The sequence below is a fragment of the Georgenia sp. Z1344 genome, assembly GCF_049856295.1.
Lineage (GTDB): Bacteria > Actinomycetota > Actinomycetes > Actinomycetales > Actinomycetaceae > JB111.
Genome location: NZ_JBNDMZ010000006.1, coordinates 182014 through 203120, shown reverse-complemented (window position 1 = coordinate 203120; position 21107 = coordinate 182014). Strand labels below are relative to the sequence as shown.

Genomic DNA, 21107 nt, shown 5'->3' with positions numbered 1-21107 from the left:
GCGGCCAGCGAATTGAGGAGGTCGGGGCCGGCGCGGGCCCGGCGCGCGGCCGGTCCGGGAGGCGGTTACTCCTGGAAGTCGGGACGGAGCACGACGACGACGGACGCCGCCGCGGCCTGCTCGGCGTCCTCCTCGACGGCCTCGATGCCCAGGGCGTCCGCGACCTCCTGCGCCGTGGCCTCGTCCGCGGGGTCCGCGTAGAAGACGGTGGACGTCTCGGGCGGGCCGTCGCCGATGTTGTCGGCCGTCACGTTGGTGAAGCCGGCCGCGCCGAGCGTCTCGGCCGTGCGGCCCGCGATACCGGCCACGCGGGCGCCGTTGAGGACCTGGACGTCGGTCGCGAGGTCGACGTCGCCCGCAGGTGCGTCCTCGCCGCCCTCGGACGGAGACTCGCCGCCACCCTCGGAGGGGGCCTCTCCCCCGCCGTCCGACGGTGCTTCGCCGCCGCCCTCCTCGGAGGGGCTCTCGACCGGTCCCTGGCTCGGGGCCGGGCCGGGCTCGGTCGCGGTCTCGTCGTCGCCCCCGCCGATGAGCAGCGCGGCCACCCACACGACCACCACGAGGGCGGCGAGGACCGCGATGAGCGGGAGCATGGAGGCGCGACGCGCGCGCTCGCGGTGCGAGCCGTGGGCCGCACGCTCGCGCGCGGCCCGGTCGAACTCGTCCTCGGGGTACTGGTCAGGAGCGCTCACGCGGGTCACGCTACCCGGCGACGGCGGGCAGTCACGGACCCTCGCTCAGGGGACACGGACCCGTCTCTCAGGGCAGCTGCAGCCGGCGCACGCTGCGCTCGCGGTGCCGCTCGGACCGGAGCCGGCGGAGCCGCTTGACGAGCATGGGGTCCTGGGCGAGCGCAGCCTCGGAGTCGAGGAGCTGGTTGAGGATCTGGTAGTACCGGGTCCCGCTCATGCCGAGCCGCTCCCGGATCGCCGTCTCCTTGACGCCGGAGTAGCGCCACCAGCGCCGCTCGACGTCGAGCACGCCGGCCTCGACCTCGGTGAGGCCGTCCGCCGCGGCGCGCCCCGTGCCCGATCCGGCCTCGGGTACCGCTGCCGACATGCCACGCTCCTCGTCCGTCCTGGTCGGCCCGTCGGCATCGGCCGGCGGGGGTCTCGCGATGGCCATGGTAGGGGCAGAACGACAGCGTTGTCATTCACCGCGCGGTGGTGCTCGGCACGGGTCTGGCCGACGTCGGGTACCGACCTGACTCCGCGGGGACGCGAACCGCCCGGGCACGGCTGGTGCCGTGCCCGGGCGGTCGCCTGCTCTCCTGGATCGAGGTCAGCTCGTGTAGTCGAACAACGACAGCCAGATCTCCGTGTCCGCGTCGACGTTCTCGAGGTACTCGTCCATCGTCACCCGGTACACACCCTCGTCGTCGAGCGGCGGCATCTCGCTGTCCCCGATCGCCGACGCGACCGCCGCCGTCGACCCCTCCGCCCAGGTCGGCGCGCCGGTCGCGGCAGCGACCGCATGAGCCCGCGCGTCGTCGTCCTCGACGACTGGGAGGGCCTCCTCGCCCGCTCCGAGGGCATCGCGCGCATGCGGACCCGCGCCGACGTCACCGTGCTCGATCGCCCGCTCGCCGAGGTCCCCGACGCGGACCTGGCAGACGTCGAGTACGTCATGGCCGTGCGCGAGCGCACCCGGTTCGACGCCGCCGCGCTCGACCGGCTCCCGTCGCTCAAGGTTCTCCTGCAGTCCGGCGGGCACGCGTACCACGTCGATCTCGGGGCCGCGCGCGAGCGCGGGATCGTCGTCACCCACGGCCGGCGCGCGCACGGCCCCCGCGCGGCGGTGCCCGAGCTGACGTTCGCCCTGATGATCGGCGCGCTGCGGCACTTACCCACCGCGGTGCGCGAGATGAGCGCGGGCGGGTGGCCGGCGCTGACCGGCCGCACGCTGGCGGGGCGCCGCCTCGGGCTGCTCGGCACCGGGCGGCACGGAGCGAACGTCGCCCGGATCGCCGAGGCCTTCAGGATGGACGTCGTCGGCTGGGCCCGCCCCGGCGCGACGAGCCCCAACCCCGACATCCCGCGGGTCCCGCTCGACGAGCTCCTGCCCGCCTGCGACGTCGTCAGCATCCATCTGCGCCTCTCCGACGAGGTGCGCGGGCTGCTCGGGGCGACCGAGCTGGCGTCGATGCGCGAGGGCTCGGTCCTCGTCAACACCTCGCGCGGGGCGATCGTCGACGAGCCTGCGCTCGTCGAGGCGCTGCGCTCCGGACCGCTCGCAGCTGCGGGGCTCGACGTGTTCGCGGACGAGCCGCTGGCCCCCGACTCTCCCCTGCGGACCCTGCCGAACGCCCTCATCACGCCACACATCGGGTGGACTGTCGAGGAGGTCCTCGACGAGTTCGCGACGATCGCGGCCGACCAGCTCGAGGCACACCTCGACGGCACCCTGTCCGACGACGAGGTCAACCCCGGGGCTGCTGGCCTGTGACGGACGGGCGCGGGCGGCTCGCATCCCTCGGCGGCATCGCGCGCGTCCTCGCCGGGGCGGCGGCGGGGGCGGCCCTGCTCGACCTTCTCGGCGTACCGGCCGGGATCCTCCTCGGCTCGGTCATCGGTGCCGCGCTCGCCAACCGGGCGATCCCGGGGACGTCGGCGGTGACGATGCCGCGCGGGTTCCGCGTCGTCGGGTTCGTCCTTATCGGGTGCCTGACCGGGGTGCGGCTCGAGCCACACGCCCTGTCCGTGCTCGCGCGCATCGCGCTCCCCGTGCTCGCCTCGGTGGCCCTCCTCCTGCTCCTCAACGTCCTGCTCGCGCTCCTCCTCGTGCGCCGCTACAAGGTCGATGCGATGACGGCGGTCCTCGCCACCGCTCCGGGCGGGCTGAGCGAGATCGTCGCCGTGTCGATGGACTGGGGCGCACGCACGTCGGTGGTCGTCGCGATCCACACCGTCCGCGTCATGGTCATCGTGCTCGTGGCGCTCCCGCTGCTCGTCGCCTACCTCTCCACCCGATGAACTGGCTCGAGGTCCTCGCCATCCTCGGCGGCGGCGTGGCGGTGGCCGCGCTTTTCCGCCTCCTGCGCGTCCCCATGTGGCCGATCTCTGGCGGGGTCGTCGGCGCCGCGGCCGCCCACCTCGTCATCGGCGGCACCACCGTCATGCCCGCCCCCATGTCACCGGTCGCGCAGGTGCTCGTCGGGGCGGCGATCGGGGCCACGATCGGCCCCGAGATCTTCAAGGAGTTCGCCCGGCTGCTGACCCCGGGCGTCATCGCGGTCGTCCTCGTGGTCGGCCTCGGCGTCGGCCTCGGGTTCGCCCTGCACGGGCTCGGCCTGCTCCCTCCGGCCGAGGCCGTCCTCGGCATGGTTCCCGGCGGGGTCGGGGAGATGGTGGCGGCCGTGATCTCCCTCGAGGTCGACAGCGCGGTCGTCGCCGGCATGCACCTCGTGCGCCTGCTCGTCGTCATGTGGACGCTGCCGCTGCTCGTCCGCTTCGCCCGGTATCTCGGCGGGAGCGGCGGCGCGGCGGGTCCCGCTCCGGCCACCGGCCCGGACGCCGACCCGCCCCCGGGCTCGGACACCGGACCCGGTCCGGCCACGGGACGCGGCCCAGCCGCCGACCCGGTCCCCGACTAGCCTCGCCGGTATGCCGACCCGCCCGTTGACCGAGCTGATGGATCCCGGCTGGGCCGCCGCGATGGAGCCCGTCGCCCCGCAGATCGCCGCCCTCGGCGACAAGCTGCGCGGCGAGCTCGCCGCCGGCCGCACGTACCTCCCGCCGGCGGAGAACGTCCTGCGAGCGTTCACCTACCCGCTGGCGGACGTGCGCGTGCTCGTCGTGGGCCAGGACCCCTACCCCACGCCGGGGCACCCGATCGGGCTCAGCTTCTCGGTCGCGCCCGACGTGCGGCCCGTGCCGAAGTCCCTGCGGAACATGTTCACAGAGCTGGCCGACGACGTCGGGGCCCCCACCCCCTCGACCGGCGACCTCAGCCCCTGGGCCGAGCGCGGGGTCATGCTCCTCAACCGCGTCCTCACCGTCCGACCCGGCGCCGCGGGCTCGCACCGGGGCTGGGGCTGGGAGGCCGTCACCGAGCACGCGATCAAGGTGCTCGTCCGCCGCGACCAGCCGCTCGTGGCGATCCTCTGGGGGCGCGACGCCGGCACGCTCCGGCCGATGCTCGGCGACACGCCCGTGGTCGCGTCCCCGCACCCGTCGCCGCTGTCCGCCTACCGCGGGTTCTTCGGGTCGCGCCCCTACTCGCGGACGAACGAGCTCCTGGTCGCCGCCGGGGCGGAGCCGATCGACTGGCGGCTGCCGTAGACCTCGGCCCCGCACCCGTCCGCCCGTCGCCCGTCAGCGAAAATCACCGGCACGCGCCGCGCGCGGCACCTACGATGGGTGCCGTGGCACATCAGCTCCTCTTCCTCTGAGGGACCCCGTCCCCGACCCGCCCGCCCCTGCGGCCCGCGGGTCGGCCGAACGGACCCCACCCGCTGACCGGCCCTGCGGCCGGCACCCGTGAGACGGAGCGCCGCACGCGCCTCCGTCCGGAGGACCTGATGACTCTCACCCCACCCTTGCGACCGACCCTGCCCGCGCGTGACCATGCGCAGCTCGCCGCCACCGACGTCACCCTGGCCCGCGGCGGTCACCCCGTCCTCACCGGGGTCGACCTCGCGGTCACGCCCCGCTCCCGCTGGGGGATCGTCGGCGAGAACGGCCGGGGCAAGTCGACCCTCCTGCACGTCCTCGTCGGCGACCTCACGCCCGACACCGGCACGGTCGTGCGGACAGGCACGATCGGCGTCGCCGAGCAGGAGATGCCCTCCGACGACGGGCGAACGGTCGGCGACCTCGTCGACGACGAGCTTGCCGACTCCCGGCGCGCGCTCGCCGAGCTCGACTCGGCTGCGGCGGAGCTCGCCGACGGTGTGAGCGGCGCCGACACGCGCTACGCCACCGCCCTCGAGACCGCGACCCTGCTGGACGCCTGGGACGCGGACCGCCGGGTCGACGTCGCGCTCGAGCGCCTCAGCGCCGTCACCGACCGCGCACGGCCCCTCGCCGAGCTGTCGGTCGGGCAGCGCTACCGGGTACGCCTGGCCGCACTCCTCGGAGCGGAGCACGACTTCCTGCTGCTCGACGAGCCGACCAACCACCTCGACGCCGCCGGCCTCGACCACCTCACCGAGTCCCTGCGCGGCCATGCGGGCGGTGTGGTGCTCGTCAGCCACGACCGGGCACTGCTCACCGACGTCGCGACGACGATCCTCGACCTCGACCCGAGCCCGGACGGCCGCCCCACCGTCTACGGCGACGGGTTCGCCGGCTACCAGGAGGGCCGCCGGGCCCAGTACGAGCGCTGGGTCGCCGACTTCGAGGCCGAGCGGGCCACCCGTGCACAGCTGGAGCAGGACCTCGCGGCCGCGCAGGACCGCCTCGTCACGGGCTGGCGGCCGGACAAGGGCACGGGCAAGCACCAGCGACAGTCGCGTGCGCCCGGGCTGGTCGCCTCGGTGCACCGGCGGCAGGAGGCCCTCGACGCGCAGGCGCTCTCGGTGCCCGAGCCGCCCCTGCGACTCTCGCTTCCCGAGCTGCGGGGGCGGTCCGGCGTGACGATGCTCCGCGCCGACGAGGTCACCGTCGACGGGCGCCTCGACCGGCCCGTCACCCTCGACGTCCCCTCGGGTGGCCGGCTCGTCGTCACGGGGCCCAACGGGGCGGGCAAGTCCACCCTGCTCGCCGTCCTCGCGGGACGCCTCGAGCCGACGTCGGGCACCGCCCGCCCCGCCCGACGGGCCCGGGTCGAGCTGCTCGGGCAGGAGTCGCCGCGCCCGGGCCGGCGATCCGCGCACGCGGTCTACCGGGACCATGTCGGCCGACTCGTGAGCGACGGCGTGCTGCCGGAGAGCCTGGTGGTCGGCCTGTCGAGCCTGGGTCTGCTGCGCGCCGCCGAGCAGCGCAAGCCCGTCGGCGACCTGTCGATGGGCCAACAGCGCCGGCTCGACCTCGCGCTGGCGCTGGCCTCGCGGCCGCACGTCCTCCTGCTCGACGAGCCGACGAACCACCTGTCGATCGCGCTCGTCGAGGAGCTGACCGAGGCGCTCGAGGGCACGGAGGCGGCGGTCGTCGTGGCGACGCACGACCGGCAGCTGCTCCGCGACGTCGCGCACTGGCCGCGGCTGGCCCTGGAGCCGACTGCGGGACTCGAACCCGCGACCGTCCGCTTACAAGGCGGGAGCTCTACCAGCTGAGCTAAGTCGGCGCAGGCCCGGCCGGAGCCGGGCCTGCGCCGAGGGTACGCGAGGTGTCAGGGGGAGACGGTCGGGCTCTCACCGCTCGGCGACTCGGCCGGCGCATCGCTCGGCGTCTCGGCGGCGGGCTGCTCGTTGCCGGTGACCTCGAGGTAGAGGCCGCCCGGCGTGTACCGGCCCTCGGTGAACTCGTCGCCGTCGATGAGGATCGTGGGCGTGCCCTCGACCCCGTCGGCGACGGCCTGCTCGGTTGCCGCGGCCACGTACTCGGCGAACTCGTCGTCGGTGATGCTCGACGCGACGTCGGAGGGGACGCCGACGCCCTCGAGCGCGGCGATGATCTGCTCGTCCGTGGGCTCCTGGCCCGTGGACTGGGTGGCCTCGAGGCTGGAGAGCCACAGGTCGAACAGGGCGTCGTTGGCCTCGAAGATGTACTCGGGCGCACCGTCGGCGACCACGTACATCGCCTCGACACCGCGGCCGGAGTAGTCCGAGTAGTCGCCCGAGCGGTCGAGCAGACCCACCGGGCGCAGCGCCGCCTGGGCCTCGCCCTCGGCCACGAGCATCTGCAGGCCCTCGCCGTTGGCCTCCTCGAAGTTCGCGCAGTAGGAGCACGTGTGGTCGGCGTAGACGTCGACGACCGGCGCGCCGTCGGTCGTGGAGCCGGCCACACCGTCCTGGCCGACCATGATCGCGCCGTCCTCCTCGACGTTCTCCGGCACGGGGCCGGCGTACTCGTCGAGGGGGGACTTCGTCCCCTGCCAGATGATGTAGCCGATGACGCCGACGACGAGCACGGCACCCGCGACCACGGCCGCGATCGTGAGGATGCGGTTCCGACGGGCCCGACGCTGCTGCTCGGCCTTGAGCTTGCGGGCGCGCTCGCGGGCTGCCTCGCGTCGCTCGTTGGCGGTGAGCCGGTCCTTGTTGGCCATGGGTGAAGTCCTCCGTCGTGCCGTGACCTCCCGCGACAGGCCGGAGGCGCCCCCACACTACGACGCGGGCGTCGCGCGGCGGGGCGGCGTCGACCACGCGGACGGATGAACGTGGCCGGTGTCTCAGCCGGGTGGGGGCGGGGGAAGGTCCGGGGAACGACCGCGGGCGAGCCGGCGAGGAGTCACGGTCCGACGGCGACGCGCCCCCGGAGGACGCACCCGGCGCCCGGCGCCGGTCAGTCGGCGACGACGGAGGTGAGGTCGGGCAGGGGCCACCACAGCGGGTCGGGCGCCGCGCCGACGAGCGCGGTCCCACCGGCGACGACGGCGACGGCGAGCAGCGCGGCGACCAGGACGATGCGCGCGAGCCGCCCCGGTGCGAGGGTGCCGACGACCGAGCGGAAGCCCTCGCGCGCGTTGGAGCCCGTCGGTGCGAGCCAGACGCCGCAGACGGCGAGAAGACCGGCGAGCAGGAGGATGGGTGGAGTCGCCGGCTCGCCGGTGAGCAGCTCGGCGCCCAGGACGACCGACGCCGCAAGGACGAGGCCGATGACCACGCCGATCGCGCTCGTGAACGCGCCGACCACGAGGTGCCAGGGCATCGCGGCGAGCATCCGCCCCGTGTCCCCCGCCCGGACCCCGCGCCGCAGCCGGGCGTTGCGGCGCCCGCCGTCGGCCTGCCCCCAGGCCGCGAGGAGCACGGCGGAGAGCACGAGGAGCACGAGGAACCAGCCCGGCGCGTGCGGGGCGAGGGCCGCAAGTGCGAGTCCCGCGGCGGCCGCGATCCCCGTCCGCTTCGCGGGGGGCCGGGCCCAGTCCGGCACGCGCCCGTCCTCCCCGAGGAAGGAACGCGCGGTCTGACCGTCCGGGAGGGAGGTGCCCGTGTTGCCGTACGCCGCGATCCCCTCGGGGCTCTGGCCGTAGGGCCCGGCGGCGGGCTCGGGGCGGTCGAGCCCGAGCGGGCCGGGGGGACGGCCGCCGGAGCCACCGCGCGACCGACCGTCACGTGTGCGGTCGTCCCGCGCCCAGTCACCGTGCGCAGCGCCGCCGACGGTCTGGTCCGCGTACCCCTGGCCCCCGTGCGCCTGGTCGCCCGACCAGCGGTCGCCCGAGCCGGGCGGGTAGCTGCGCGGTGCCGGGTAGACGGGCGGCGCCTCGCCTCCCGCCGTGGCGAAACCGCCCGCCGCGGCTGATCCGCCGGCGCCGGCCGCCCCGTAGCCGGCGCCCTGGGCCCACCCCTGGTCGGCCACCTGCGTGCGGCCCTCGGCAGCGTGGCCACCGGGGTGGCCACCGTGGTGCGCCGGCGCTCCGACACCGTCGCCCTGCCCCGGTTGCCCGTATCCGGCGGGCTCGTACCGGTCGCCGGAGCCGTGGACCGGCCGCCGGGTCCAGCCGTCGCCGGACCCGGGGTCCGCGGCGGGAAGCACGCCCGTCGCGGCGCCGTCGGCGGGCAGCACCCCGTGCACGGCCGACGACGGCGCACGGCGCGCGCTCTCGGCGATCCGCGCGTCCAGGTCCGCCCCGGAGATCTCACCGTCGATGACCGCGAGCACGGTCTCCGGGTCGAGCCGGTGGGCGGGGTCCGGGCTGAGCGCGGCCGCGAGGGCGCGGGAGAGCATCGGGTCGACGCCCTCGAGGTCGACGCGCCCGGTGGCCACCCGGCCGAGGACGGCGGCGGTGGGCCCCTTCCCGAACGGGGGGCGCGCCGTCGATGCGTGGACGAGGACCGCGGCCCAGGCCCACCAGTCGCACGCCGGCGAGGGCTCGGCGCCGGCAAGCACCTCGGGGTCGAGGTAGCCCGGCGTTCCGGTGACGAGGCCCGTCTGGGTGAGGCGCTCGTCGTCGACGACCTGGGCGATCCCGAAGTCGATGAGGACGGGGCCCTCCGGGGAGAGCATGACGTTGCCCGGCTTGAGGTCGCGGTGGACGATGTCCGCCGAGTGGATGGCGCGGAGGGCGTCGGCGAGCCCGTGGGCGAGCATGACGATCTCCTCGCCGGAGAACGCACCGTGCTCCGCGACGTCCGCCTCGAGGGTGGGGCCGTCGACGAGCTCGGTGACGACGAAGGCCTCCTCGTCCTCTACCTCGGCGTCGATGACCCGGGCCACCCCGGGCGCGCGGACCCGGTGGAGGAGCTGGACCTCGCGCGCGAGGCGGTCCCGGGAGGCGGCCTCGCGCGCCACGTGCGGGTGGAGCAGCTTGAGGGCCACGCGGTGGCCGTCGCCGTCGACGGCCTCGTGCACCTCCCCCATGCCTCCGGACCCGATCCGGCGCAGGAGCCGGTAGCCGCCCAGCTCCCGGACGTGCTCGCTGGTCCGTGCGCGTCCGGCGTCGCGCGACGTCGCGGCGGCCCGGGCGGCGGTAACGTCGGGACCGTCCCACCCTCCGGCCGCCCGCTCAGGGCCCGCAGCACTGTCCACGCGCCGAGGCTATCCGGGCCGCGCGCCCCGTGCCGGTCCGCCACCCGGCGAGGCCTCCCCGCACGTCGCCCCGTCCTGATGCCCGGCCGGGGCCCGGGTACGGCCCCGCCGGCGCAGGGCCCGCACCCGGGTGCAGCCGCGCACGCGTGGGCCTACGGTGGGAGCGGCCGCCCAGGTGGCGCCGGAGGAGGACGCAGGATGACGCGCAGCACCACGAGCACGAGCACCACGGACGACGACGCGACCACCGGCCCGGTCGACGCGGCCGGCGACGGCTACGACCTCGTCGTCGTGGCCAACCGGCTCGCCGTCGACGCGGTCGAGGGACCGGACGGCGAGACCGAGTGGCGCCGCTCGCCCGGCGGCCTCGTCACCGCGCTGGCACCGATCATGCAGTCGGTCGAGGGCGCGTGGATCGGGTGGACGGGCGCCACCGCCGAGGACGAGGAGACGCCGGCCCCGTTCGACGCCGTCGGCATGCACCTCGTGCCCGTCCCCCTGCGCGCGACGGAGGTCGAGCGCTACTACGAGGGCATGGCCAACGGGACCCTGTGGCCGCTGTACCACGACGTCATCGTCCAGCCCGAGTTCCACCGCGAGTGGTGGGACGCCTACCGGCGGGTCAACCAGCGGTTCGCCGACGCCGCGGTCGAGACCGTCGCCGAGGGCGGCACGGTGTGGGTGCACGACTACCAGCTCCAGCTCGTCCCGTCGCTCATCCGCACCCGGCGCCCCGACGTCCGGATCGGCTTCTTCAACCACATCCCGTTCCCGCCGGTCGAGATCTTCACCCAGCTGCCGTGGCGCCGCCAGGTGGTCGACGGTCTGCTCGGAGCCGACGTCGTCGGCTTCCAGCGCGAGTCCGACGCCGGGAACTTCCTGCGCGCGGTCCGCCGCCTCACCGACCACCCCACGCGCGGCGACCAGGTCCGCGTCCGGCCGAGCTCGCTGCTGCCGGAGGAGCGCTCGGTGCGTGCGCGGGCGTTCCCCATCTCGATCGACTCCGAGGGGTTCGCCGAGAAGGCCGCCCGCCCCGAGGTCCGGGAGCGCGCCCGGGCGATCCGCAAGGAGCTCGGCGACCCGCGCACGGTGCTCCTCGGCGTCGACCGGCTCGACTACACCAAGGGGATCCTCCACCGGATCAAGGCGTACGGGGAGCTGGTCCGGGACGGCCTGCTCAAGGCCGACGAGACCGTGCTCGTCCAGGTCGCCTCGCCCTCGCGCGAGCGGGTCGAGCAGTACAAGGTGCTGCGCGACGAGGTCGAGGTCGCCGTCGCCCGGATCAACGGAGACCACGGCGACATCGGCTCGGCGCCGATCAGCTATCTCCACCAGTCCTTCCCGCCCGAGGAGATGGCCGCCATGTTCCTCGCGGCCGACGTGGCGCTCGTGACCTCGCTGCGCGACGGCATGAACCTCGTGGCCAAGGAGTACATCGCCGCCCGTGAGGACCTCGGCGGCGCGCTCGTCCTCTCGGAGTTCACGGGCGCAGCGGACGAGCTGCCGCAGGCGTTCATGGTCAACCCGCACGACATCGACGGGCTCAAGGCCGCGATCGTCCAGGCCACCCACCTCAACGCGCAGGAGGGCCGCCGCCGGATGCGGTCGATGCGCCGCCGCGTGATGACGCACGACGTCCAGCGCTGGGCCGACGACTTCCTCGGCTACCTCGCGCAGGCCCACCCGCGCGGCCTCGCCGAGGGCTCCGGCCACGGGAACGGCTCCGCCCACGCGGAGGGCTCCGGTCACACGTCCGACGACGCCGGACACGCACCCGACGACGACGGACACGCACCCGACGACGACGGTCCCGCCACCGGGGCCGCGAGCACCCAGGAGGACCGATGAACGAGCAGCCCGACGTGAGCGCCGACCGCGGCGTGCCCGGCCCGGGGATCGACTCCCCGATGTTCACGGTGCGCCTCGACCCCGAGCTCGACGAGGCGGTCGGCGCGCTCGCCCGCCACGAGCACCTCCTCGTCGCCCTCGACTTCGACGGGGTCCTCGCCCCGCTGGTCGACGACCCGCTGACCTCCCGGATGACCGACGCCGCCGTGTGGGCCGTCGACCAGCTCGCCCAGCTGCCGGGCGTCAGCGTCGCGGTCGTCTCCGGCCGTGACGCCACGACGCTCGCCTCGCTCGCCGACCTGCCGGAGGGGACCCGCATCGTCGCCTCCCACGGCGCGGAGCGCGGCCGGATCACCGCCGACGGCGGCATCACCGCGGACCCGATCGACCTCGACGACGAGCTCGTCGCCCTGCGCGCCGAGGTCCTGCGAGAGACCGAGCGGATCGTCGCCGAGCACCCGGGCACCCACCTCGAGGCCAAGCCGGCCTCCGTCACCCTGCACACCCGCGGCCTCGGCGAGGACGCAGCACGGGCCGCGACGACCGCGCTGCTCACCGGCCCCGCCGGCCTGCCGGGCGTCCGCGTCATCTCGGGCCACGACGTCCTCGAGATGGCCGTGCTCACCGTGACCAAGGGCGACGGGGTGCTCGACCTGCGGGCCGACACCGGCGCCGACGCCGTGCTCTACGCCGGGGACGACCGCACCGACGAGGACGCGTTCGCCGTCCTCACGGGGGCCGACCTCGGCCTCAAGGTCGGCGACGGGGAGACGGCGGCCCGGTTCCGGGTCGGCGACCCCGACGAGGTCGCCGCGGTGCTCGACCGGCTCGCCCGCCTGCGCGGCTGACCGGCCGCGCAGGCGGGCGTCCGACCGACGGAGCGCCTCGCCCTCCCGCGCACCTCGGCGCAAGGTCCTTCCGGCCCCACCGCGGGACCCGGCCGCGTGCCATGATGCTCCTGCGGTCGGCCACAGGGGCGCCCGCGCGTGTCGGTGTAGACACACCCGCGCTCTTCACGACGGATCGTCCGGCACGTACCTGCCGGTGAAGGGATACCACCACCATGGCTTCAGTGACCTTCGACAAGGCCACCCGCGTCTACCCCGGCTCCGACCGGCCCGCGGTGGACGCGCTCGACCTCGAGATCGCCGACGGCGAGTTCCTCGTCCTCGTCGGCCCCTCCGGCTGCGGAAAGTCCACGTCCCTGCGCATGCTCGCGGGGCTCGAGGACGTCAACGCCGGTCGCATCCTCATCGGCGACCGCGACGTCACCGACGTCCAGCCGAAGGACCGGGACATCGCGATGGTGTTCCAGAACTACGCGCTGTACCCGCACATGAGCGTCGCCGACAACATGGGCTTCGCCCTGAAGATCGCCGGGACGCCGAAGTCCGAGATCGCCGCGCGCGTGGAGGAGGCCGCGAAGATCCTCGACCTCACGGACTACCTCGAGCGCAAGCCGAAGGCGCTGTCCGGCGGTCAGCGCCAGCGCGTGGCCATGGGCCGCGCGATCGTCCGCCAGCCGCGCGTGTTCCTCATGGACGAGCCGCTGTCCAACCTCGACGCCAAGCTGCGCGTCCAGACCCGCACGCAGATCGCGTCGCTCCAGCGCCGCCTCGGCGTCACCACCGTCTACGTCACGCACGACCAGACGGAGGCCCTGACGATGGGTGACCGCATCGCGGTCCTCAACTTCGGCGTGCTCCAGCAGGTCGGGACGCCGCGCGAGATGTACGACCGCCCCGCGAACGTGTTCGTCGCCGGGTTCATCGGCTCGCCCGCGATGAACATCGGCGAGTTCACCCTCGACGGCGACCACGCCACCCTCGGCGAGGCCCGCATCCCGCTGAGCCCGGCGAGCCTGGCGGCGCTGCGCGAGGAGGGGGCGAGCGCGGTGACGATCGGCTTCCGACCGGAGTCCACGGAGCGGGTCTCGGAGGGCACCCCCGGCGCGCTCCCCGTCTCCGTCAACCTCGTCGAGGAGCTCGGCTCGGACGCCTACGTCTACGGCTCGCTCGTCGGCCGCGAGGCGGCGGCGAAGGTCGGCTCGGGCGAGGACCCCGACCAGGTCGTCATCCGGATCGACCCCCGCGACGTCCCGGACAAGGGCTCGACGATCCACGTGACCATCCGCCCCGAGGAGCAGCACGACTTCTCCCCCTCGACCGGCGAGCGCCTGCCCCACTGAGGCACCCACCCGGGGCGCGGCGCGCACGCCGCGCCCCGGGAACGCCCTCGGGAGCGCCCCAGGAAACGCCCCCGTCGCCGCGCCCCGGCGCCCCGAGCCGGGTCGCCGACGCCCGACCCGCAGCAGGAGGAGCTCCACCAGTGGCCCAGGAACGGCAGATCACCGCGTCCGTGGTCGACGCCGGCCTGCTCGCCCTGCCCTGGGACGTCCCGCTCGAGGAGTGGTCGGAGGACGTCCTCGCGGCACTCCCCCGCGGGCTCTCGCGGCACGTCGTCCGGTTCGTCCGCACCTCGACCGGACTCGTCGCCGTCAAGGAGATCGGCGAGTCGGTCGCCTACCGCGAGTACGAGGTCCTGCGGACCCTGGGGCGCCTCGAGGCCCCCGCCGTCGTGCCCCTCGCCGTCGTCACGGGTCGGACGGGGGCCGACGGCGAACCCCTCAACTCCGCCCTCGTCACCCGCCACCTCGAGTACGCCCTGCCCTACCGCGCGCTGTTCAGCCAACACATGCGCCCGGAGACGATCGGGCGGCTCATCGACGCCCTGGCCGTGCTCCTCGTCCGCCTCCACCTGCTCGGGTTCTTCTGGGGCGACGTCTCGCTGTCCAACACGCTCTTCCGCCGGGACGCCGGTGCGTTCGCCGCCTACCTCGTCGACGCCGAGACGGGCGAGCTGCACCCGCCGCTGTCCGACGCCAAGCGCAGCTACGACCTCGACCTCGCCCGCACGAACATCATCGGCGAGCTGATGGACCTCCAGGCCGGTGAGATCGCCCCGGAGGACATCGACACGATCGAGGTGGGCGACCAGATCGTCTCCCGCTACGAGTCGCTGTGGGCCGAGCTCACCCGGCGCGAGAGCTTCAGCGCCGGCGAGCTGTGGCGGGTCGAGCAGCGGATGAACCGGCTCAACGAGCTGGGCTACGACGTCGACGAGATCGACATCACGACCGACGTGTCCGGCACGACGGTCTCCATCCAGCCCAAGGTCGTCGACGCCGGCCACTTCCACCGGCAGGTCATGCGCCTGACCGGGCTCGACGTCCAGGAGAACCAGGGCCGCCGGATGCTCAACGACCTCGAGCAGTTCCGCGCCACCCGCGGCGGACCCGGGGACGACCTCGCCGTCGTCGCCCACGACTGGCTGGGCGAGGTCTTCGAGCCGACCGTCCGGGCGGTGCCGCGCGAGCTGCGCCGCAAGCTCGAGCCGGCGGAGATCTTCCACGAGATCCTCGAGCACCGCTGGTACATGTCCCAGGCGCACGGGCGCGACGTGCCGACCTCCGAGGCCGTGCAGTCCTACATCGAGACCGAGCTGCGCCACCGGATGGACGAGCGCCGGGTCATCGACACCGACAACCCCTGAACCGGCGCGCGGCGCCTCCGGGGCGCCCGGCCACGGCGCGACGCCCAGGGGCCGACAGCCCCTCGCCGTCGGGCCTCGTCCTTCCGGCTCAGGCCGAGGTGTCGCGCGGCCGCGGCGGCAGGACGAGGCGCCCGTCCTCGTCCGTGTGCCGGCGGGCGTAGGCCTGGAGGAACAGCTCCCCGACCGCGTCGGCCAGGAGCAGGACCCCGGCGGACCGGGCGCCGAAGGACCGCTTGCGCAGCAGCAGGCTGGCCCCCCAGAGCTCGGCCGCGACCGCGCCCCGCAGGATCCACGGCCGGTCGACCGCGAGGGCCCGGTAGAAGCCCCACAGGTCGCGCAGCGGGAGCGGGACGTCCGGGTCGCGCTCGTCGAGCACGAGCCCGTCGCCGGCGAGCACCGACTCGGCGGCCTCGTCCAGGTACTGCGCCACGCCCGCGTCGCTCATCGCTGCTCCTCCGACCCCGCTGCCGGCCCCGCGTCCGCCGCGCGGTCGTCGAGCGCCTCTTCTCGTCGTCGGGAGATCTCGTAGAGCGCCACGCCCGTGGCGACGGCCGCGTTGAGGGACTCGACGTCGGGGGCGATGGGGATCGACGCGACGACGTCGCACGTGTCGCGCACGAGCCGCGAGAGCCCCTTGCCCTCCGAGCCCGTGACGAGCACGAGGGGCTCGGTCGCGAGCTCGAGGTCCCGGATCGAGGTGGTCGCCTCGCCGTCGAGACCGACGACGAAGCAGCCGGCCTTCTTCGCGTCCGTGAGCGCGCGGGTCAGGTTGGTCTCCCGAGCCACCGGGACGCGGGCGGCGGCGCCGGCCGACACCTTCCACACGGTCGAGGTGATGCCGGCGGAGCGGCGCTCGGGCAGGAGCACGCCGTCGGCGCCGAACGCCCCGGCCGACCGGAGCACGGCCCCGAGGTTGTGGGGGTCGGTGACGGAGTCGAGGGCGACGATCAGCGGCGCTCCCCCGCGGTGCTCGGCCCGGTCGAGGAGGTCGGTGAGGTCGGCGTAGGAGTACGGGGCGACGGCGATCGCCACGCCCTGGTGCACGCCGCCGTCGGTGAGGAGGTCGAGGTCGACGCGGGTGGTCTCGACCAGCGGGGCGCCGAGCGCCGTCGCGGTGCGCACGAGCTCGGCGAGCCGGGCGTCCGAGGCAGCGGCGCCGGAGATGAGGACGTGGGACATCGTCACGCCGGCGCGGACGGCCTCGGCCACGGGGTTGCGGCCCACGACGAGCTCGGCGTCCGCCGCGATGCCCAGGCGGTTGCGCAGCTTCGCGGCACGGTCGGCGGCGAGGGCGGCCTGCGCCTTGGGGTCGTTGGTCGCCCGGCGGCGGTTGGCCTCGGCCCGCTTCGCCGCCGGGTGGTACTCGCGGTCCTCGGCCTTCGGCGTCGGGCCCCGGCCCTCGAGCCCGCGGCGGCGCTGGCCGCCCGACCCCTTGGTGGGCGCCTTCTTCGAGCCTGCCTTGCGTACGGCGCCACGGCGCTGGGAGTTCCCGGCCATCAGGCACCTCCTGCCAGATGCCAGCGGGCCCCGCCCGCACCGTCCTCGACCGAGATCCCGGCCGAGGTGAGCCTGTCGCGCACGGCGTCCGCCCGTGCCCAGTCCTTGTCCGCCCGCGCCCGGGACCGCTCCTCGAGCGCGGACTCGACGAGGGCCGCGAGGGCGTCGTGCGCCGCGTTCCCCCCGGAGGCTCCCCCCGCAGCGCCGGTCGTCCCGGCCCGCCAGGGCTCGGCGAGCGGGTCGAGCCCGAGGACGTCGAGCATCGCGCGGACCCGGACCTGGCCGGTGTGCGCGTCGGCAGGGCGGGCGTCGGCGAGCGCCGCGTTGGCGGCCCGCAGCTCGGCGTGGACGAGGGCCATCGCGGCCGAGACGCCGAGGTCGTCGTCCATCGCGGCGGTGAACTCCGCCGGCAGCGCGTCTGCGGCGGCGAGCTCCTCGGCGCCCGCCTCCCCGGTCGCCTCGGCGGACCGCAGCACGAAGGAGGTGATCCGCTCCCACTGCGCCGCGGCCTCCGAGAGCGAGACGTCGGAGAACTCGACGGCGCCGCGGTAGTGCACCGAGGCGAGCGCGAGGCGGACGACGGGGGCCGGGGCCCGCGTGAGGACCTGCTCGACCGTGAGGGCGTTGCCGAGGGACTTGCCCATCTTCTCGCCGGCCACGACCACCCAGGCGTTGTGCATCCAGATCCGCGCGAACCCGTACCCGGCGGCGCGGGACTGCGCCTGCTCGTTCTCGTGGTGGGGGAAGCGCAGGTCGATGCCGCCGCCGTGGATGTCGAACGTCTCACCGAGGTAGCGGTGCGCCATCGTCGAGCACTCGAGGTGCCAGCCCGGCCGACCGCGGCCGTAGGGGGTGTCCCAGGCGGCCGACTCCGGCTCGCCGGGTCGCGGCGCCTTCCACAGGGCGAAGTCGAGCGGGTCGCGCTTGTCGGGCGCGACGTCCGTCTCGTCCACCACGGAGCTGCCCGCACGCTGGTTGGTCAGGGCCCCGTAGTCGTCGAAGGAGCGGACCGAGAAGTAGACGTTCCCGGCGTCGCCCGCGTAGGCGTGGCCGCGCTCCTCGAGGCGCCGCATGAGGGCGACCATCTCGGTCACGTGGCCCGTGGCCCGCGGCTCGTAGGTGGGCGGGAGGACGCCGAGCGCCGCGTAGGCCGCCGTGAACTCGCGCTCGAACCGGTAGGCCCACGCCCACCACGGGGCGTCCGCCAGCGCGGACTTCTCGAGGATCTTGTCGTCGATGTCGGTGACGTTGCGGACGAGCGTGACGTCGAGCCCGGAGCGCCGCAGCCAGCGCGCGAGGACGTCGAACGCGATCGCGGAGCGCAGGTGCCCCACATGGGGAGCACCCTGCACGGTGGCGCCGCACAGGTAGATCCCGACCTTGCCCGGGGTGACCGGGTCGAGGGGGATCTCCCGTCGGGAGGCGGTGTCGTGCAGGAGGAGGCTCACCGGGACAGCCTAACGACGACGCCGACGAACCCGCCGATGTCACCTTCCCGACACCAGGTGCGGCTAGGTTGCGCGGGTGACCACCCCGGAGCCCCCCGGCCACGTCCGCCCCGAGCGGTGCGCGCCCGCCACCACCCCCCGCACCTCGACCACCGGCACCATGCCCGACGACGACGCCGCCCCCGCGGCGGGCCCGGACCCCGCGGCGGCCCGCCTGCGCGCGGAGGCCCGCCGGATCGCCCGCCCGTCGAAGGTTCTCGTCTGGGGGCTGTGGGACTGGGCCTCGGCCGCGTTCAACGCGGTGATCACGACCTTCGTCTTCTCCGTGTACCTGACGAACGAGGACCTGTTCGGGGAGGGGGCCGACGGCATGCTCGCCGCCGTGCTCGCCGTCGCGGGGGTCGTCATCGCGCTCATCGCCCCGGTGACCGGGCAGCGGGCGGACCGGTCCGGGCACCGCGCGCTCAACCTCGCCCTGTACACGGGTGTCATCGCGGTGGTCACCGCGTGCATGTTCTTCGTCGCCCCCGCCGTGCAGGCCGACGGGTCGTTCGAGGCCCAGTGGCTGTGGCTCGGGCTCATCCTGCTCGCGGTCGGCAACGTCGCGTCCGAGCTCGCGGGCGTCAACTACAACGCCATGCTCAACGACATCTCCACCCCGCGGAACGTCGGTCGGGTCTCGGGCTTCGGCTGGGGCATGGGCTACGTCGGCGGCATCGTGCTGCTGCTCGTCGTCTACTTCGGGCTCATCAACCCCGAGGTCGGCCTGTTCGGCGTGACGAGCGAGAACGGGATGGACGTCCGGGTGACCACGCTCGTCGCGGCCGCGTGGACGGTGCTCTTCTCCGCGCCGCTCGTCGTCACCTCCCTGCGCGACTCCGCCCGGCTCCGCGACCGCACCGGCGCCGAGGCCGAGGCGCCGAAGGAGTCGATCGTCCAGTCCTACAAGCGGCTCCTCGGCTCGATCGCCTCCCTCTGGCGCACCGACCGGCGCACCGTGTGGTTCCTCCTCGCCTCGGCCGTGTTCCGCGACGGCCTCGCCGGGGTCTTCACCTTCGGGGGCATCATCGCCGCCGGCACGTTCGGCTTCAGCGCCGGCGAGGTCATCATCTTCGCGGTGGCCGCGAACGTCGTGGCCGGCGTCGCGACCATCTCGTTCGGCCTGCTCGACGACCGGTTCGGGCCCAAGCGGGTCATCGTGATCTCGCTCGTGTCGATGGTGGTCGCGGGCATCGGGATCTTCGCGCTGCACGACCTGGGTGCATCCCTCTTCTGGGTCCTCGGGCTCGTGCTGTGCGTGTTCGTCGGCCCGGCACAGTCCGCCTCGCGCACCTTCCTCGCGCGGCTCATCCCCCCGGGCAAGGACGGCGAGGTGTTCGGCCTGTACGCCACCACGGGTCGCGCGGTGTCGTTCCTCGCGCCCTCGATGTTCGCGGTCGCGCTCTGGGTCGGCCGGCAGGTCACCGACCTGTCCGGCAACGACGTCCAGTACTGGGGCATCCTCGGCATCGTCCTCGTGCTCGCCGTCGGTCTCGCGCTGCTGATCCCCGTCAGCGCCCGCGACCTCACGCCGCCCCGGGACGCCCGCCGCTGACACCTCCCCCCACCCCGTTCATCGAGATTGCGGTTCGTCGCCGTCGAGATTGTGGTTGGGAGCCGCGCACCTGGTCGAGAGTGCGACTCAGTTCCGTCGAGATTGCGGTTCGTCGTCGTCGAGATTGCGGTTGGGGCCCCAACCGCAATCTCGACGAATCGGTCCGGCCGGTCGTCGCCGTGGCAACGGCTCAGCACCCCACCAGTGGTCGAGAGTGCGGTTCAGGGCCGTCAGACGTGCGGTGGGTTCGTGCCGGTCCGGCGTCCGCTCACGCGCCAGGATCCGCTCACGCTCCGGTGCGGGCGACGAGGGCCGTCGCCACCGCCGCCACGCCCTCGCGGCGACCCGTGAACCCGAGACCGTCGGTGGTCGTCGCGGACAACGAGACGGGCGCGCCCAGCGCGGCGGTCATCGCGGCCTGGGCCCCCTCCCGCCTCGGTCCGAGGCGCGGGAACGCGCCGATCACCTGGACGGCGACGTTGCCGATCTCCCAGCCCGCCGCCCGCACGCGCGCCGCCATCTCGGCGAGCAGCTCCGCGCCCGACGCCCCCTTCCAACGCGGCTCGCTCGTGCCGATCTGCGTGCCGAGGTCGGCCATGCCGGCGGCGGAGAGCACGGCGTCGCAGGCGGCATGGGCGGCGACGTCGGCGTCGGAGTGCCCCTCGAGCCCCACGACACCGGGCCACTGGAGGCACGCGAGCATCATCGGCCGGTCGGGGTCGGCCGAGACGGCGTGGACGTCGGTCCCGATTCCGGTGCGGGGCAACGACATGGCGGCCTCAGTCCCCCACCGCAGCCACGGCACCGTCCACGGCACCCGCACCGTCCGCGGCACCACCACGGTCGGCAAGGACGAGCTCGGCCACGCGCAGGTCGAACGGGGTCGTCACCTTGAGGGCGGCGGTCGAACCGGCCACAACCGCGACCGGCCCGCCGAGCGCCTCGACGAGACCCGCATCGTCCGACGCGGCCAGCGCCTCGTCGCCCGCGCGGTGGGCCCCGGTCTCGTGGGCGGACCGCAGGACGCCGATCGTGAAGCCCTGCGGAGTCTGGACGGCTCGCAGCTCGGAGCGGTCCACGGTGGCCACGACCGGCTCGACGCCGCCGAGCACCGGGTCGGCGACCCGCTTGAGGGTGTCGGTGACGGGGACGGCCGGGACGACGGCGCCGTGCCCGGCGCGGACGGCGTCGACCACGCGGCGCACCTGGTCGGTCGGGGTGAGGCAGCGGGCGGCGTCGTGGACGAGCACGACGTCGTCGTCGTCAGGGTTCGCGAGGGTGTCGAGCGCCGCGAGGCCGGCCACGACGGACGCCTGTCGCGTCGCGCCGCCCGCGGTGACGTCGACCCCACCGCGGTACCCGTGCTCGGCGAGCGTCGCCGAGGCGAGCCCGCGCACGTGGTCCGTCCGGTCGACCGGCGCCACGACGATCACGGAGTCGAGCACCCCGGCCAGGGCGAGCCCGCGCAGGGCGTGGACGAGCAGCGGTTCACCGCCGAGCTCGACGAGAGCCTTGGGCCCGCGCGCGCCGAGCCTGGTCCCGGACCCGGCGGCCACGAGGACGCAGTGGACGCGGGTCACGACCTGGTCCGGCCCGTCC

18 protein-coding genes, 1 tRNA gene and 1 pseudogene are annotated in these 21107 nt (G+C 74.8%); 10 read left to right on the top strand and 10 right to left on the bottom strand.

The genetic code is table 11. The features are described 5' to 3' along the window. Positions 1-65: 65 nt before the first annotated feature. Together ACPYO6_RS08500 and ACPYO6_RS08495 are read right to left on the bottom strand one after the other, a co-directional pair. A complete protein-coding gene (locus ACPYO6_RS08500) occupies positions 66-692 on the bottom strand; it encodes a LytR C-terminal domain-containing protein (protein WP_425714422.1) in 627 nt (208 codons plus the stop codon). Positions 693-759: 67 nt separating this feature from the next. Continuing rightward, entirely contained in the window at positions 760-1059 is a 300-nt protein-coding gene (locus tag ACPYO6_RS08495; RefSeq protein WP_425714421.1) for a DUF3263 domain-containing protein, read from the bottom strand. 414 nt (positions 1060-1473) lie between these two features. On the opposite strand from ACPYO6_RS08495, the gene ACPYO6_RS08490 reads away from it, so the two are divergent. From ACPYO6_RS08490 to ACPYO6_RS08470, 5 genes and pseudogenes are all read left to right on the top strand, one after another. Then, positions 1474-2445 (top strand): NAD(P)-dependent oxidoreductase, encoded by a 972-nt coding sequence (locus ACPYO6_RS08490; RefSeq protein WP_425714420.1) that lies wholly within the window; start codon positions 1474-1476, stop codon positions 2443-2445. Further along, a complete protein-coding gene (locus tag ACPYO6_RS08485; RefSeq protein ID WP_425714419.1) occupies positions 2442-2972 on the top strand; it encodes an AbrB family transcriptional regulator in 531 nt (176 codons plus the stop codon). The genes ACPYO6_RS08490 and ACPYO6_RS08485 overlap by 4 nt, the downstream gene beginning before the upstream one ends. Next, positions 2969-3592 (top strand): AbrB family transcriptional regulator, encoded by a 624-nt coding sequence (locus ACPYO6_RS08480; protein WP_425714418.1) that lies wholly within the window; start codon positions 2969-2971, stop codon positions 3590-3592. The genes ACPYO6_RS08485 and ACPYO6_RS08480 overlap by 4 nt, the downstream gene beginning before the upstream one ends. A 10-nt stretch (positions 3593-3602) precedes the next feature. Continuing rightward, entirely contained in the window at positions 3603-4280 is a 678-nt protein-coding gene (locus ACPYO6_RS08475) for a uracil-DNA glycosylase (protein ID WP_425714417.1), read from the top strand. A 239-nt stretch (positions 4281-4519) separates the two neighbouring features. Then, a pseudogene (locus ACPYO6_RS08470) lies at positions 4520-6157 on the top strand (ABC-F family ATP-binding cassette domain-containing protein); the annotation flags it as partial. On the opposite strand, the gene ACPYO6_RS08465 reads toward ACPYO6_RS08470, so the two are convergent. The 3 genes from ACPYO6_RS08465 to ACPYO6_RS08455 form a co-directional block, all read right to left on the bottom strand. Beyond that, positions 6150-6225: transfer RNA gene (locus ACPYO6_RS08465), tRNA-Thr, on the bottom strand. The pseudogene ACPYO6_RS08470 and the gene ACPYO6_RS08465 sit on opposite strands and share 8 nt — an antisense overlap. A 45-nt stretch (positions 6226-6270) precedes the next feature. Continuing rightward, a complete protein-coding gene (locus ACPYO6_RS08460; RefSeq protein WP_425714416.1) occupies positions 6271-7149 on the bottom strand; it encodes a DsbA family protein in 879 nt (292 codons plus the stop codon). Between the two features lie 236 nt (positions 7150-7385). Beyond that, on the bottom strand, positions 7386-9569 hold the full coding sequence (locus tag ACPYO6_RS08455; RefSeq protein ID WP_425714415.1) for a serine/threonine-protein kinase: 2184 nt from the start codon (positions 9567-9569) through the stop codon (positions 7386-7388). 198 nt (positions 9570-9767) lie between these two features. Between ACPYO6_RS08455 and ACPYO6_RS08450 the strand changes: the two genes are divergently transcribed. From ACPYO6_RS08450 to ACPYO6_RS08435, 4 genes are all read left to right on the top strand, one after another. After that, positions 9768-11417 carry an alpha,alpha-trehalose-phosphate synthase (UDP-forming) gene (locus ACPYO6_RS08450; protein WP_425714414.1) on the top strand — a complete coding sequence of 550 codons (1650 nt, stop codon included), beginning with the start codon at positions 9768-9770 and terminating at the stop codon, positions 11415-11417. Beyond that, positions 11414-12265, top strand: a complete 852-nt coding sequence (gene otsB, locus ACPYO6_RS08445; protein WP_425714413.1) for a trehalose-phosphatase — start codon at positions 11414-11416, stop codon at positions 12263-12265. Before ACPYO6_RS08450 ends, otsB begins: the two co-directional genes overlap by 4 nt. 215 nt (positions 12266-12480) lie before the next feature. Beyond that, on the top strand, positions 12481-13605 hold the full coding sequence (locus ACPYO6_RS08440; RefSeq protein ID WP_425714412.1) for an ABC transporter ATP-binding protein: 1125 nt from the start codon (positions 12481-12483) through the stop codon (positions 13603-13605). 140 nt (positions 13606-13745) lie between these two features. After that, positions 13746-14969: a DUF4032 domain-containing protein gene (locus tag ACPYO6_RS08435; protein WP_425714411.1), complete on the top strand. Its 1224-nt coding sequence runs from the start codon at positions 13746-13748 to the stop codon at positions 14967-14969. A gap of 88 nt (positions 14970-15057) precedes the next feature. Here ACPYO6_RS08435 and ACPYO6_RS08430 read toward each other — a convergent pair whose 3' ends face one another. From ACPYO6_RS08430 to cysS, 3 genes are read right to left on the bottom strand one after another with little or no spacing between them, the layout of a single operon-like run. After that, positions 15058-15414: a hypothetical protein gene (locus ACPYO6_RS08430; RefSeq protein WP_425714410.1), complete on the bottom strand. Its 357-nt coding sequence runs from the start codon at positions 15412-15414 to the stop codon at positions 15058-15060. Beyond that, complete coding sequence (rlmB, locus tag ACPYO6_RS08425; protein ID WP_425714409.1) at positions 15411-16466, bottom strand: 23S rRNA (guanosine(2251)-2'-O)-methyltransferase RlmB; 1056 nt, start codon at positions 16464-16466, stop codon at positions 15411-15413. Before rlmB ends, ACPYO6_RS08430 begins: the two co-directional genes overlap by 4 nt. Then, a complete protein-coding gene (gene cysS, locus ACPYO6_RS08420; RefSeq protein WP_425714408.1) occupies positions 16466-17914 on the bottom strand; it encodes a cysteine--tRNA ligase in 1449 nt (482 codons plus the stop codon). Before cysS ends, rlmB begins: the two co-directional genes overlap by 1 nt. Before the next feature lie 160 nt (positions 17915-18074). Between cysS and ACPYO6_RS08415 the strand changes: the two genes are divergently transcribed. Beyond that, on the top strand, positions 18075-19508 hold the full coding sequence (locus ACPYO6_RS08415) for an MFS transporter (protein ID WP_425714472.1): 1434 nt from the start codon (positions 18075-18077) through the stop codon (positions 19506-19508). Positions 19509-19794: 286 nt separating this feature from the next. Here ACPYO6_RS08415 and ispF read toward each other — a convergent pair whose 3' ends face one another. Then, the gene (ispF, locus tag ACPYO6_RS08410; protein ID WP_425714407.1) at positions 19795-20280 is read right to left on the bottom strand and encodes a 2-C-methyl-D-erythritol 2,4-cyclodiphosphate synthase; all 486 of its coding nucleotides are present in this window, start codon (positions 20278-20280) and stop codon (positions 19795-19797) included. A 7-nt stretch (positions 20281-20287) separates the two neighbouring features. Continuing rightward, positions 20288-21088, bottom strand: coding sequence for a 2-C-methyl-D-erythritol 4-phosphate cytidylyltransferase (gene ispD, locus ACPYO6_RS08405; RefSeq protein WP_425714406.1), 801 nt, complete (start codon positions 21086-21088; stop codon positions 20288-20290). Positions 21089-21107 lie beyond the last annotated feature (19 nt).

What these genes read in the sequence shown, in the direction of transcription:
- ACPYO6_RS08460 (WP_425714416.1), bottom strand. Translation starts at nt 7,149, where the DNA reads ATGGCCAACAAGGACCGGCTCACCGCCAACGAGCGACGCGAGGCAGCC.
- ACPYO6_RS08480 (WP_425714418.1), top strand. Translation starts at nt 2,969, where the DNA reads ATGAACTGGCTCGAGGTCCTCGCCATCCTCGGCGGCGGCGTGGCGGTG.
- ispF (WP_425714407.1), bottom strand. Translation starts at nt 20,280, where the DNA reads ATGTCGTTGCCCCGCACCGGAATCGGGACCGACGTCCACGCCGTCTCG.
- otsB (WP_425714413.1), top strand. Translation starts at nt 11,414, where the DNA reads ATGAACGAGCAGCCCGACGTGAGCGCCGACCGCGGCGTGCCCGGCCCG.
- ACPYO6_RS08490 (WP_425714420.1), top strand. Translation starts at nt 1,474, where the DNA reads ATGAGCCCGCGCGTCGTCGTCCTCGACGACTGGGAGGGCCTCCTCGCC.
- ACPYO6_RS08450 (WP_425714414.1), top strand. Translation starts at nt 9,768, where the DNA reads ATGACGCGCAGCACCACGAGCACGAGCACCACGGACGACGACGCGACC.
- ACPYO6_RS08415 (WP_425714472.1), top strand. Translation starts at nt 18,075, where the DNA reads ATGCCCGACGACGACGCCGCCCCCGCGGCGGGCCCGGACCCCGCGGCG.
- ACPYO6_RS08475 (WP_425714417.1), top strand. Translation starts at nt 3,603, where the DNA reads ATGCCGACCCGCCCGTTGACCGAGCTGATGGATCCCGGCTGGGCCGCC.
- ACPYO6_RS08440 (WP_425714412.1), top strand. Translation starts at nt 12,481, where the DNA reads ATGGCTTCAGTGACCTTCGACAAGGCCACCCGCGTCTACCCCGGCTCC.
- ACPYO6_RS08430 (WP_425714410.1), bottom strand. Translation starts at nt 15,414, where the DNA reads ATGAGCGACGCGGGCGTGGCGCAGTACCTGGACGAGGCCGCCGAGTCG.
- ACPYO6_RS08495 (WP_425714421.1), bottom strand. Translation starts at nt 1,059, where the DNA reads ATGTCGGCAGCGGTACCCGAGGCCGGATCGGGCACGGGGCGCGCCGCG.
- rlmB (WP_425714409.1), bottom strand. Translation starts at nt 16,466, where the DNA reads ATGGCCGGGAACTCCCAGCGCCGTGGCGCCGTACGCAAGGCAGGCTCG.